The organism is Paenibacillus sacheonensis (assembly GCF_009909195.1).
Lineage (GTDB): Bacteria > Bacillota > Bacilli > Paenibacillales > Paenibacillaceae > Paenibacillus_Z > Paenibacillus_Z sacheonensis.
The window spans coordinates 1-13808 of record NZ_JAAAMU010000005.1 but is presented as its reverse complement, the minus strand read 5'-3'; the positions used below and the strand labels follow the sequence as shown (position 1 = coordinate 13808).

Below are 13808 nucleotides of genomic sequence, written 5' to 3'. Positions count from 1 at the left end.
AATAGAGATCGCTGCAAGGATTCTGAAGCCCCTGTTCCATGGCGGCGGAAGAATCCTTGCTCTACATACTGAGCCAATCACGACAGGGCGGGGGGAGACGCGAAATGAAGGAAATTTCTGCAGGCGGCGTCGTATTTCGCCGGGTAGAAGGCGAATTGCAAATCCAGCTGATTCAAGACCGTTACGGCAAAATATCGCTGCCGAAAGGCAAGATGGAGCCGGGCGAAACGGTGGAGCAGACGGCTCTGCGCGAAATCGTGGAAGAAACCGGCATACAGGGCGCCATCGTGTCTCCGATCGATCAGATCAAATACCGGTACAGCCATGAGTCCAAAGGGCTTGTCGATAAAGAGGTCCATTATTATTTGGTCGAGGCCATCGGCGGCAAGCTTCAAGCGCAGGTGGAGGAAATCCGCGGCGTCGAATGGTTCCCGCCAGCGGAAGCTTGGAGACGGCAGAAGCAGTCCGGTTATCATAACAACGATCGGATCTTGGGCGGCGCGCTGCGCCTGCTCGGGCTGAAAATCGCGGAAGAATCCTAGCGCTCGGGCTGATCTCGATCCTAACGCGTCAAGCGGCATTCAATCTCCGGATGCGCGGATGGTAGCAGAGCGGAAGCGCAAGCAGCGAGCAGGCGACGTTGAACAGGGTCTGCGCGTGGGCGATCTGACTGGCGGGAGACGAACTCAGCCAAGCTGCAGCCGCTCCAAGCTGCGGAGCGAACGGAGCGAACAGCGCGGCGCCGCCGAGGTTGAGCAGCACATGCGACCAAGCGACGAAACGGCCGGAGCGCGTGCCGCCGAGCGCCGCGATGACGGCCGTAACGCACGTGCCGACGTTGGCGCCGAGCACGATCGCGACGCCGACCTCGACCGGCATGGCGCCGGTTTCCGCCAAGCCCATGACGATTCCGATGACGGCTGCGCTGCTATGGATGGCTGCCGTTAGCATGATTCCGGCTGCGAGCCCCCAGAAGACGCTGGCATCCGCACGGGACAGAAAGGCGTCGAAGAAGGCGGTTGACCGCACAGCTGGCGCAATCGACTGCATCATTCGGATGCCGATGAGCAGCAAGGCGAACCCGCCTGTCACGACGGCCCACGTACGCAGCGGGGCGAGCATGCGCGCCATTCCCGTTCCGTCGGTGCGGCTGCCGGCGAATCCCATTTCGCCGAAGACCGCCGTCAGGAGCCATAACCCTATGGAGAAGGCAAGCAGCGGCAAGCCGTGCTTGCCCAAGTTCAATCCGATCAGCTCCGTGGTTAAGCAGGTGCCTATATTGGTGCCGAGTACGATGCCGAGCGTGCGCGGAAACGTCAGCAGTCCGGCATTTACCATCCCGATGGACATCACCGTAACGGCTGTGCTGCTCTGCAGGACAGCCGTTGCTGCGGTTCCGACCGCAAGGCCGTGCAGCGGCGTGGACGTGAACCTTGCCAGGATCCGGTGAAGACGGCGTCCGACGGAGCGTTGGAGAGCGGATTCCATCGTCCGCATGCCGGACAGAAACAGGACGAAGCCGCCGAGCATGGGCAGCGCGATCGCATAGAGCATAACGGTTTGATCTCCTTTACAATCAGGTAACGATACATATGCGAACGAGAAGACGGGCATGACAAGCATTCAGCAGCGAAAAGGGCGGAGATTACGAAATGGAACGCGCAAAAGCAGTATTGAAGAAGGAACGCAAAAAAAGAACGGAATCCGGCCATCCTTGGATTTTTGCCGGCGAGATCGATCGGATGGAAGGCGAAGCGGCGCCGGGCGGCCTGGTCGATGTCGTTAATCATCAAGGGCGCTACCTGGCGACCGGGTATTGGAATCCGGCTTCTCAGATTACGATTCGCGTGACGGCCTACAAGCCGATGGAGGAAATGGACGAAGCTTTCTTCGCGGAACGGCTGCGGCGGTGCAAGCAGCATCGCGACCGGTTCGTGAACGGCAGCGACTGCCGTCTCGTATACGGAGAAGCCGATTTTCTGCCGGGGCTCATCGTCGATCGCTTCGGGGAAGTGCTCGTCGTCCAACTGCTCACGATGGGCATCGAGGTTCATCGCGAAGCGCTGATAGCGGCGCTCGTCGCGGTCTTCGAGCCCAAGGGCATCTATGAGCGAAGCGACGTATCCGTACGCGGGTTGGAAGGATTGGAAGAGCGTACGGGAACGCTATACGGCGAATGTCCGCGTATCGTAGAGATCGTAGAGAACGGACTGAAGCTCGAGGTCGATATCGTCGAAGGGCAGAAAACGGGCTATTTCTTCGATCAACGCGAGAACCGCGCCTCGATCGCTCCGCTCATGAAAGGCTGGGGCGTACGGAGCGGCATTCGTCTCGTAGACAGGGCGGATACCGATCAAGCGGCAACGGAAGCCGACGATACGGGCGTCATCGCCGAATTGAAGGAGCCTGCGCTCGTGCCGGTCAATGCCAATGGCAAAATCGTCACGTTCCCGTACTGGGACGGCGCTACGGTGCTGGAATGCTTCGCGCATACCGGAAGCTTCACGCTCCATGCATGCAAGTACGGGGCGAAGAAAGTAACCTGCCTGGACGTGTCCGCCCATGCCGTCGAGACGGCGCAGCGCAATGTCGAGCGCAACGGCTTCACGGACCGCGTCGAATTCGTCGTCGCGGACGCCTTCGAATATTTGCGAACGCAGGTAAAGGGCATCGAGGAGCGCGCGGAACGCGGCAATGCCGCGAGCGCCAAAGGCGCGAAGCCGGATACCTCTAAGCCTCTCGCCAGCGACGCGGGGCGCAAGTGGGATGTCGTGATCCTGGATCCGCCGGCTTTCGCGAAATCGAAGCATGCGGTCGAAGGAGCGGTCAGAGGCTACAAAGACATTAATCTGCACGGGATGAAGCTCGTGAACGAAGGCGGTTATCTCGTCACGGCAAGCTGCTCGTACCATATGCGTCCGGAGCTGTTCCTGGAGACGATCCAAGCCGCCGCCGCCGATGCCGGCAAGATTCTGCGCCTGATCGAATGGCGTGCCGCCGGGAAGGACCATCCGCAAATTCTTGGCGTGAACGAAGGTCATTACTTGAAATTCGGCATTTTCGAGGTCCGCAGCAGAGCGTAGAAGCGTGTTCCGGCACCGCATGAGAGGAAGATAGTAGAAGAAAGTTCAGGCGGCTCCTATAGGGGGGCCGCTTTTTTGAGCCCGTTATACTCGCTTCAATGCGGCTTCGGACGGCGGGACAGGATTTACCTGCCGAAATAACGAACAAACATTCGCATTTATGGTGAACAGATGGCTGCTGGTATGCTAGAATAGAAGAATCGAAGAATGAGAATGGGGAGGTGTGCGTCGTGGCGCTTCGTTTTGTAATCGGCCGCTCGGGTGCGGGCAAGACCCATCACTGCTTGTCGGCGATCACGAGCCGGATATTGGAGAAGCCGGACGGCGCTCCGCTGATTATGCTCGTGCCGGAGCAGGCAACCTTCCAGACGGAATACGCGCTTCTCGGGGGGCGGAAGTCGCCGCTGACAGGTACGATCCGAGCACAGGCGCTCAGCTTCCGGCGGCTCTCCTTTCGGGTGATGCAGGAGACCGGCGGCACCGCGCTTACGCCGATCAGCGAGAACGGCAAAAACATGCTGCTCTACAAAATCGTATCCAGACTGAACGCGCAGCTGCAGTTATTCCAAGGCAGCGAAAGTCAGCATGGCTTCATCGAACGGCTGGGCGAGCTCATGACGGAATGGAAGCGGTACGGCATCGATGCCGAGGCGCTGCAGGGATTCGGAGAACATCATCTTCCTTCCTCGGGGGGCTCCCTTCTGGGACGCAAGCTTAGCGATCTTGAGCTTATATCGAGCCGACTCGAGGAAGAGCTTGCCGGCCTGTACGTCGACGCGGAGGATTATTTGGGCTGGCTGGTGCGCGGTTTCGGCGAATCGCCTTCCATGAAGGAGTGCGAGATTTGGGTCGACGGCTTCCACGGCTTCACGCCCAAGGAGCTAGAGGCGCTGGAGGCGCTCATGAAGCATGCCGGCAATATGACGGTAACCTTATGCCTTGACAAACATTACGACAACGGGGAGATGCCGCACGAGCTGGACTTGTTCCGTCCTACGGCGGAAACATTCCTGAAGCTGCGCGAGCTTGCCGTGAACAACGGCGTGAATATCGAAGAGCCTCTGCTGCTTGACGGGACGCCATATCGCTTCAAGAACAGCCCGATGCTTGCGCATGTGGAGCGTCACTACGGCCATGGCGGGAGGAAGCCCCTCCGGCTGTCGGACTCGGAGCTTGCGGACGGGGCGATCTCGCTGCATGCCGCATCCGGCCGAAGGGCCGAAGTGGAAGGCGCAGCGCGCGATATCGTGCGGCGGGTAAGGGACGAAGGACTTCGGTACCGGGATCTGGCGGTCATGGTCCGCAACGCGCCGGATTATAACGATTACATCAAAGCGGTCTTTTCCGATTACGGGATCCCGTTCTTCCTCGATCAGAAGAATGCCGCGCTTCACCATCCGCTCGTGGAATTCATTCGCTCCGCGCTGGAGATCGCGTCTCATGGCTGGCGGTTCGAAGCGGTTTTCCGCTGCATCAAGACGGAGCTCTTCCTGCCCGAGGACGGAAGCCTGACCCGGGAAACGTTCGATCTGCTGGAGAACTACGCGCTTGCGACGGGCATGAACGGGAACAAGTGGTTGTCTCTCAGCCAGTGGAAGCCGCTTGCGAGAGATACGCTCGATGGCGATCCGGTACAAGCCGGCGAACGGGAGCTGCGCGAATTTCAAGCGGTCATGGCGGCTCGCGAAGCCGTCGTCCCCGTGTTGAAGAAGTTTATCCGGGAGCTGAAGAAAGCATCGGATGTCCGCGGCATGTGCGAGGCCCTGTACCGCCTGCTGATGAACGTAGAGGCGGCGGACCGTCTGGAACGCTGGAGCCGCAAGGAGATCGCCTTAGGCAACACGCTGCGCGCTCGCGAGCATCGGCAAGTTTGGGATGGCGTCATGGAATTACTCGATCAGTTGACGGAGATGACCGGGACGGAGGATCTGGGCATCGAGCTGTTCGCCGGCATGGCGGAGACGGGACTCGAGAGTCTGAAGCTTGCATCGGTGCCGCCTTCGCTGGATCAAGTGCTGATCGGAAGCATGGACCGCACGCGTTCCGGCGACGTGCTCGTCTGCTACCTGCTTGGGGCGAACGACGGCGTGATGCCGCAGCGGATGAAAGAGGACGGCGTGCTGACGGAGCAGGAGCGGGAGAAGCTGGAAAGCGGCGGACTCGTCATGGCGCCGGGCGTTCGAAGGAAGCTGCTGGACGAGCGGTTCATGATTTACAATGCGCTGACGACGCCGAGCCGGCATCTGTGGATCAGCTGGCCGCTTGCGGACGAGGAGGGCAAGAGTCTGCTGCCGTCGGAGGTGATTCGGCATGTGAAAGGGCTGCTCCCGGGGCTGGAGGAGAACGGCACGGCCGTGGAGCCGGTGCCGGGCATGCCGGAAGACGTACAGCAGTCGTTTATCGCTCACCCCGATCGGACGCTGTCGTACCTGATTACGCAGCTCCGGTCTTGGCGGCATGGTTCCGTCATGGCTCCGCTCTGGTGGGAGACGTACAACTGGTATGCGGCCAGGCCGTCATGGCAGGACAAGCTGCAGCGGCTTGTCGGCTCGCTGCGGTATACGAACGAGGAGCCGGCTTTGTCCCGCGAGACGGCCGATAGGCTCTACGGCAAGCTGCTCCGTGGAAGTGTTTCCCGCATGGAACGTTTCGTGTCGTGTCCGTTCCAGCATTTTGCGATTCACGGGCTGCGGCTGCGCGAGCGGGATCAGTATAAACTGGCCGCGCCGGACATCGGGCAGCTGTTCCATGCCGCGCTTACCCGGTTGACGGAGACGCTCGGCGACCGATGGGGTTCGCTGACGGCGGAGGAACTGCGCGCGCATTGCACCGCCATCGTGAATGATCTCGCTTTGCGGCTGCAGTCGCAAATTCTGTTCAGCAGCAGCCGCCATCAATATGTGGCGCGCAAGCTCGGCGATATCGTCAGTCAAGCGGCCGTCATTCTTGGCGAGCATGCGCGACGGGCGGCGTTCCGCCCTGTCGGGCTAGAGATCGGCTTCGGACCGGAAGGACCGCTGCCGCCGGTCACGATTCCGTTATCGGAAGGACGTACGCTCGAGATGGTCGGCCGGATCGACCGCGTCGACGCCGCGCAGACGACGGACGGACTGCTGCTGCGCGTCATCGATTACAAATCGAGCGCGAAGCAGCTGCGGCTGGAGGAAGTCGCCTATGGCATGGCGCTGCAAATGCTGACGTACCTGGACGTCCTGCTGACGCATGCGCCGGAATGGCTGGGGCAGCCGGCCAAAGCGGCAGGCGCGCTTTATTTTCACGTGCACAATCCGCTGCTCTCGTCCGCGAACGGCATGCCGCCGGCGAAGGCGAGATCGGAAATGCTCAAGCGCTTCAAGTTGAAGGGACTCGTGCTCGCGGACGAAGAGACGGTCAAACTGATGGACAATGCGCTCTCCACGGGCTATTCCGACCTTCTTCCTCTGGCACTGAAGAAGGATGGCGGCTTCTACGGCAGCTCTTCCGTCGTATCCGACGAACAATGGGGCACGCTGCGCCGATCCGTGCGCGGCACGCTGCGCAAGATCGGCGACCGCATCGCGGGAGGCGACGTATCGATCACGCCTTATCGCCTGGGCGGCAAGACGCCATGCCAATTCTGCGATTATAAGCCGGTATGCCAATTCGATCCGTTGATCGAAGGCAACGCGTACAACAAGCTGCAGAAGACGGGCAAGGACGAGGTGTGGACGCTGCTCGCCTCGGGTCAAGAATCGGAAGAAGAGGACGAGAAGGATTCGGCTGAAGCGCAGCGGCAGGGACGAACAGGGAACGAGGAAGGAGAACGATGACGATGACGGAGCAAACGATGCCGGTGCCGGCCAAGCCGCCGGGCAGTACCTGGACGGACGACCAATGGCGCGCCATCGTAACGGGAGGCAGCAACATTCTCGTCGCGGCGGCGGCGGGCTCGGGCAAGACGGCCGTGCTTGTCGAGCGGATCATACGCAAGATCGCCGCCGATACCGACGTGGACCGGCTGCTCGTCGCGACCTTCACGAAAGCGGCAGCCGCCGAGATGAAAGAGCGGATCCGGATCGCGCTGGAGAAGGAGCTGGATAAGAAGCCGGACTCCGACCATCTGCGCAGGCAGCTCGCGCTCATGGGCCGCGCATCGATCACGACGCTGCATTCCTTCTGCCTGGACGTTATCCGCCGGTACTATTCGCTCATCGGTCTCGATCCTGGTTTTCGGATCGCGAACGAGACGGAAGCGGAGCTGCTGCGCATGGACGTGCTGGACGAGCTGTTCGAAGAGCGCTATGCCGAACTGGACGGACCGGATGGCGGGGCTTTCTTGGCGCTCGTAGACCGGTTCGGGGGCGAGCGCGGGGACGAACCTCTCTATGCGCTCGTGTTGAAACTGTACAATTTTGCGCAGAGCCATCCGTGGCCGAAAGCATGGCTGCAAGCCGCTGCCGCTTCGTTCCGCGTGGAGGATGCGTCGGAGCTGGGACGATCGGAATGGGTTACGAGCCTGGGCAGCGCGGTTGCGCTGACTTTGCAAGGCGCCGAGAGCCTGCTGGAGCAGGCGATGTCGATCGCGCGGCTGCCGGCCGGACCGGATGCGTACGGCGAGACGTTCCAGGATGACCTTGGCGTCGTGCGCACGCTGATTGGCAGCGTAGAGAACAGCTCATGGGAAACGTGGCATGAGGCGTTCGCCGCGGCAAGTTTCGGCAAGCTAAAGGCGCAGCGAGGCGATGCGGGCGACAAGGAGCTGCAGCAGCAGGCCAAGGATTTGCGCGAGCAAGCCAAAAAAATGATCGGCGGCTTGAACGACGAGCTGTTCGCGAGGACGCCGGAAGAGTTTGCCGCGGAGCTCCGGGAATCCGCGCCGCTTATGGAGACGCTGGCTGGGCTCGTGGACGAGTTCGGCACCCGTTTCGAGGCGGCAAAGCTGGAGAAAGGGCTCATCGATTTCGGCGACATGGAGCATTATTGCCTGCGGATATTGCGCGACGGCTCTTCGACGCCGGACAGCATGACGCCCTCCTCGGCAGCATTGGAATACCAGCAGCAGTTCGATGAAATATTGCTGGACGAATATCAGGATACGAACATGGTGCAGGAAGCGATCGTGACGCTGATCAGCCGGCCAGGCCGAGGCAATCGGTTCATGGTCGGCGACGTGAAGCAGAGCATCTACCGGTTCCGTCTGGCGGAGCCGGGCTTGTTCCTGCGCAAGTACAAATCGTACAAGGCTGCCGCGGAGGCCGCGGACAAGCGGAATTCTCTTGCTGAACATGCGACTGGAACCATGGAAGGCGCGGATAGCATAGGCGAGGCTGTCGAAGATACGGATGCCGAATACGGCGTGCGTATCGATCTCGCCCGCAATTTCCGGAGCCGCCAAGAGGTCGTGGACGGCGTGAATGAAGTTTTCCGCGCGATCATGCGCGAAAAAGCGGCGGAGATGGACTACGATGAGCGGGCGGAGCTCGTATGCGGCGCCTCGTATCCGTCCGCCGGGGACGGCGGGCCGCCTGAGCGGTATGCCGTCGAGTTTGCGGTGCTCGACCGCGGTAACGGCGAGGACGGGGAAGAACGTCCAGCGGCAGCCGACGTCGACACAGTGTCTGACGCCGAAGACGGCGAATCGCCGGCCGAAAACGCGGAGGATCTGCAAATCGTGCAGCTGGAAGCGCGTTGGATCGCCAGGCAGATCCTCCGCCTGAGAGGGATGGCCGGAACAGCAGCCGAAGAGCCTTTTCTCGTCTATGACGGCAAGAAAGGGCGCAAGCGTCCGCTGGCGTGGCGGGATATCGTCATTCTGCTGCGGGCGGACAAGCAGTGGGCGCCCGTCATCATCGAAGAGCTGCAGCAGCAGGGTATCCCGGCATATGCAGAGCTGAGCAGCGGATATTTCGAAGCGACGGAAGTCGAGACGGTGCTTTCGCTGCTTCGCGTCATTGACAATCCATACCAGGACATTCCGCTCGCCGGTACGCTTCGTTCGCCGATCTTCGGCTTGTCCGGCGAAGAGCTGGCGCGCATCCGTATCGCAGGCGGACGCGTGTCGTATTTCGAGGCCGTGCGAACGGCTGCGGACGACCTATCCTTGCATGACGAGACGCGGACGAAGCTGCATCGTTTCCTGGAAGCGCTCGAGACCTGGCGGAACGAAGCCCGTCAAGGCTCGCTGGCCGACTTGCTATGGCGAATCTACCGGGAAACGGGCTACTACGATTTGGTCGGGGGCATGACCGGAGGGCTGCAGCGCCAAGCCAACCTCCGCGCGCTTCATGACCGTACCCGTCAATATGAGGCTACGACGCTTAGAGGCCTGTTCCGTTTCCTCCGGTTCATCGACCGGATGCGGGACAGCGGCGGCGACCTCGGTACGGCACGGGCGCTCGGCGAACAGGAAGACGTCGTGCGCATCATGTCCATCCATAAGAGCAAAGGGCTGGAATTCCCCGTCGTCTTCGCGGCCGGTCTCGGCAAGTCGTTTAACCGCCGTGACCTGCACAGTCCGTTCTTGATGCATAAGCAGCTGGGCTTCGGCCCTCGTTACGTGGATACGGATCTGCGCGTCGCTTATCCGACCTTGCCGTATTTGGCGATCAAGCAGCGCCTTGCCATGGAATCGCTGGCGGAGGAGATGCGGATTCTGTACGTCGCGCTGACGCGGCCCAAGGAGAAGATGTTCCTCGTCGGCACCGTCGGAGATGCCGAGAAGCAGCTGCAGCGATGGCAGTCCGCGCTTGACGCGGATGGCCAGCTGCCCGATTTCCGCATCGCGGGCGCTGCGCGTTTCCTGGATTGGCTCGGTCCGCTTGCGATGGGAGCGGGGATTTCGGTCTCGGTTGAAAGCGTGAATGAGCCGGAGTTCGGGGAAGACGCGGACGAGACGCCCAGGGCAAATGCGACCGATGAAGGAACAATCGGATCGCATGTGGCTAGCGAAGCCGGTGTTGGAACGGCTGGGTCGGCTGGTCCGACGATTGAGGACGGCGTGCTGACGGACGAGGACGCGGATGGCGAACAGTCGGAGAGCAAAGCGGCAAGCGGGACTTTGACTTCGACAGAAGGCAAGGTCGTTCCGTTCCGCGATTGGCGTACATCGGTCGTTCCTGCGGCACTGCTCGGCTTAGAGGCGGCGGCGGCCTTGGAAACGGACGATACGGCCAGAGCCGAATTCGAAACGCGCATGAATGCCGTACAGCATCTTGCTCTCGTGGACGAAGCGGCTGAATCGAGCACCGCCTCCGAAATCGACCGTCGGCTCAGCTGGCGGTATCCGTTCGCGCAGGCGGCAATGACCGCCGCGAAAACATCGGTCACGGAGATGAAGCGGCTCCATGCGGAAATGGGCATGGACGAAGATGCGCTTCTCCTTCCTGAGATTGCAAGCATGGATGCTGCTGCAGATGCGGATGACGGTGAAGGGATTTCCCTGGTTGGGGTTACATCCGTTGACGAAGCGGGAGAGGTAGGACCTCGCGAAGAAGCACAGGCAAATGAAGCAGAAGCAGGGGTTGAAGCAGAGGTGGAGCTAGAGGCTGCATCAGATGCAGCAGCCGAGGCTCGCGGTCTACCCGCCTCGGAGATTGCAGATTCCTTGCCGACAAAGCTGCCGGACGCGGAGCCGGAGCCGGAGCAGCTGGATTTATTCAGCAGCGACTTTGAACTGCCGGCGCAGCCTTTGGCAGCTCAGGGGAACGAACGAGGTGATCAGAAAACGCTGCACGCCGATGCGGAGCAGGGACAATCGGACGGAAACGAGCTGGAGGAGCAAGCAGCCGTGCTGCGGGCACAACCGGACCGTACGGAACGCGGCCGTTCGGACAGCAGCGGCTTCTCCTCCCGTGCCTCCAACGGGGACAAGGAATATACGTTCCGGCTGCGCCGTCCGCGATTCATGGAAGAGGTCTCGCTTACGCCAGCGGAACGAGGCACGGTCAGCCATCTCGTCATGCAGCATATTCCGCTTGATGCCCAAGAAGGCGTATCTGAAGACACGATCGCGGCTGCGGTCGCTGGCCTTGTGGAGCGGCGCATGCTTACGAAGCAGCAAGCAGGCGCGGTGAACGTTGCAGGAACGGCAGCCTTTTTCCATGAGGAGATCGGGCGGCGGCTGCTCGCGGCGCCATGGGTGAGACGGGAGACGCCGTTCAGCTGTACGCTCCCGGCTTCCCGCGTCTATCCGGGACTAGCAGGCGGCATTAGCGATGAACCGATTTTGATTCAAGGGGTCATCGACTGTCTCTTCGAAGACGAGCGCGGTCTCGTGCTGCTGGATTACAAGACGGACCGCGTCCGCATGGGACGATGGACGGAGGCGGCGGAGCGCCACCGCTTCCAGTTAACGCTCTACGCGGACGCGATTGCCGGCATTCTTGGCCGCAAGGTGGAGGAATGCTACGTCTTTTTCCTGGACGGCGGGAAAGCGGTCAAGTTGTTTTAAATGACATGCGCGTTTGGTTTTACGACTATAAATCGGGTTTGAATTTCCAAGGTATGGGACGCGCTTCGCCGCCATGGGACGACGACAGCCGTTTCGCCTTGGAACATGGGATGGGGGAACGAATACACATGCGCATATTGCATACGGCGGACTGGCATTTCGGACGTTCGCTGGAGGGACGCAGCCGGCTTGAGGAGCAGGCAGCCTTCGTCGACGAGCTGGCCGCGCTGGTCAAGGACGAAGGCATCGACCTCGTGCTGCTCGCCGGCGACGTCTATGATTCCGTCAATCCGCCTGCCGCGGCGGAGGGGCTGTTCTATGAAGCCGTTTCACGGCTCGCGGACGGCGGACAGCGGACAATTGCCGTTATCGCGGGCAATCACGATCATCCGGACCGCGTCTCTGCCTCCGCGCCGCTTGCCGCTCGCAGCGGGATCCGGCTCGTCGGCATGCCGACGGACCGGCCGATCGTGGTCGACGTGCCTCGAACGGGCGAGCAGGCGGTCATCGCGGCGCTTCCGTATCCGTCGGAATCGCGCCTCCGCGAGCTGCTCAGCGAAGCGACGGACGAAGGTCAGCTTCGGAGCGCTTATTCGGAGCGGGTCGGCCGGCTGATGAAGCAGCTGGGAACGGCTTTCCGCGGCGATACGGTCAATTTGGCGATGAGCCATATCTATGTGCTGGGGGGATTGGAGACCGATTCCGAGCGGCCGATCCAGATCGGAGGCGCGTACACGGTCGATCCGTCCGCCCTCCAAATCGGCGCGCAGTACGTAGCGCTCGGGCATTTGCACCGTCCTCAGCGGGTCGCCGGAGACGAAACGATGCGTTACAGCGGGTCGCCGCTCGCCTACAGCTTCTCGGAAGCCGGGCAGGCCAAAGCGGTAACCGTCTTCGAAGCCGAGCCGGGCAAACTCGTCTTGCCCCGCGAAATTCCGCTCAGCGCCGGCAGGCCGTTGGTCAGCTGGAACGCCAAGGGCGGCCTCGCCGAAGTGTACGGCTGGCTCGAAGAGGGGCGGGATGCCAGATCATGGATCGATCTCAGCATACATATGTCCGAGGCGATGACGCTGCAGCATATCCAGCAGCTGCGCCGCCAGCACGAAGGTCTCGTTCACATCCGACCCGTTTATCCGGAGATGGAAGCCATGGTCGAGCTGGATGCCAGAGCCCGCGAGCAGCTGCCCGCGGAGGAACTGTTCCGCCGATTCTTCTCCAGGCAGACAGGAGGCGGGGAACCCGACGCCGAGACGGTTCAGTTGTTCCTGGAGCTGATCGCGGAAGACGAAGAGAATGAAGCGCCGACAGCCGCCATGGACAATGAGAACGACGGCGAAATCCAGGCAGGAGGCGAGAGCGCATGAAGCCGATAAAGCTCCGCTTGAGCGGATTGCAGAGTTATCGCGAGGCGCAGGAGGTCGATTTCGAGCGCCTGTGCGAAGCGGGCGTATTCGGTATCTTCGGGCCGACGGGCAGCGGCAAGTCGAGCATACTGGATGCCGTGACGCTCGCGCTTTACGGTAAAGTCGAGCGTGCGGCAAACGGCACGCAGGGCATCATGAACCAAGCCGAGAAGACGCTGGCCGTCGCGTTCACGTTTGATCTGGCGGGCGGCGGAGAGCAGAAACGGTTCCGCGTCGAGCGGCAGTTCAAGCGCGGCAGCGACGTGTCCGTCAGCAATACGCTCAGCCGCTTCGTGGAGGTGACCGAAGCCGGTGACGTCGTCATCGCGGACAAGCTGGCGGACGTCACGCGCTGCGTTGAAGCGCAGATCGGGCTTAACATGCAGGATTTCACGCGGGCGGTCGTACTTCCGCAAGGGAAATTCGCCGAGTTCCTGTCGCTGACCGGCAAGGACAGACGCTCGATGCTGCAGCGCCTGTTCCATTTGGAACGATACGGCGACGGGCTCGCGCTGAAGCTCAGCCAGCGCATGAAAGCGGCGGATGCCGCGCTGCAGGAGGCGGCGGCCGAGCAGCTCGGCCTCGGCGACGCCTCCGACGCCGCCGTCGCCGCGGCGGCGGACCGGTACCGCGAAGCGGCAGCCGCAGCCGCCGAGGCGCGGGCGCTGTTCGCGGAAGCGGACCGGCAGCACGCGGAGCGTGCGCAGGTGCACGAGCGGCTGGCGGCGCTGCGCGAGAAGGAAGCGCTGCACGCGAAGCTGCAGGCGGAAGCTCCGCGCGTAGCGGAGCTGGAGCGCGAGCTGCAGCGCCTGGCGGCGGCGGAGCGGCTGCTGCCGGCGCTCGCCGCCGCGGGCGCGGCCGAAGCGGCGCTGCGCGCTGCCGCTTTGCGCCGCG

General features: G+C 61.9%; 7 protein-coding genes. 6 read left to right on the top strand and 1 reads right to left on the bottom strand.

Going from position 1 to position 13808, the window contains the following annotated elements:
- Nucleotides 1-104: 104 nt before the first annotated feature.
- Complete coding sequence (locus GT003_RS10650) at nt 105-542, top strand: NUDIX hydrolase (protein WP_161697357.1); 438 nt, start codon at nt 105-107, stop codon at nt 540-542.
- A gap of 28 nt (nt 543-570) precedes the next feature.
- Here GT003_RS10650 and GT003_RS10645 read toward each other — a convergent pair whose 3' ends face one another.
- A complete protein-coding gene (locus tag GT003_RS10645) occupies nt 571-1554 on the bottom strand; it encodes a Na/Pi cotransporter family protein (RefSeq protein ID WP_161697355.1) in 984 nt (327 codons plus the stop codon).
- Between the two features lie 98 nt (nt 1555-1652).
- Between GT003_RS10645 and GT003_RS10640 the strand changes: the two genes are divergently transcribed.
- The 5 genes from GT003_RS10640 to GT003_RS10615 all read left to right on the top strand — a co-directional run.
- The gene (locus tag GT003_RS10640; protein ID WP_161697353.1) at nt 1653-3083 is read left to right on the top strand and encodes a class I SAM-dependent rRNA methyltransferase; all 1431 of its coding nucleotides are present in this window, start codon (nt 1653-1655) and stop codon (nt 3081-3083) included.
- 230 nt (nt 3084-3313) lie between these two features.
- On the top strand, nt 3314-6892 hold the full coding sequence (gene addB / locus GT003_RS10635; protein WP_161697351.1) for a helicase-exonuclease AddAB subunit AddB: 3579 nt from the start codon (nt 3314-3316) through the stop codon (nt 6890-6892).
- Nucleotides 6889-11511 (top strand): UvrD-helicase domain-containing protein, encoded by a 4623-nt coding sequence (locus GT003_RS10630; protein WP_239565813.1) that lies wholly within the window; start codon nt 6889-6891, stop codon nt 11509-11511. The genes addB and GT003_RS10630 overlap by 4 nt, the downstream gene beginning before the upstream one ends.
- A 128-nt stretch (nt 11512-11639) precedes the next feature.
- Complete coding sequence (locus GT003_RS10620) at nt 11640-12875, top strand: exonuclease SbcCD subunit D (protein ID WP_161697349.1); 1236 nt, start codon at nt 11640-11642, stop codon at nt 12873-12875.
- Nucleotides 12872-13808 (top strand): AAA family ATPase (locus GT003_RS10615; protein ID WP_161697347.1); only part of this gene is annotated, 937 nt, incomplete at its 3' end. The genes GT003_RS10620 and GT003_RS10615, both read left to right, overlap by 4 nt.

Coding starts and splice junctions, on each gene's coding strand:
- GT003_RS10645 (WP_161697355.1), bottom strand. CDS start 1,554: ATGCTCTATGCGATCGCGCTGCCCATGCTCGGCGGCTTCGTCCTGTTT.
- GT003_RS10620 (WP_161697349.1), top strand. CDS start 11,640: ATGCGCATATTGCATACGGCGGACTGGCATTTCGGACGTTCGCTGGAG.
- GT003_RS10640 (WP_161697353.1), top strand. CDS start 1,653: ATGGAACGCGCAAAAGCAGTATTGAAGAAGGAACGCAAAAAAAGAACG.
- GT003_RS10630 (WP_239565813.1), top strand. CDS start 6,889: ATGACGATGACGGAGCAAACGATGCCGGTGCCGGCCAAGCCGCCGGGC.
- GT003_RS10650 (WP_161697357.1), top strand. CDS start 105: ATGAAGGAAATTTCTGCAGGCGGCGTCGTATTTCGCCGGGTAGAAGGC.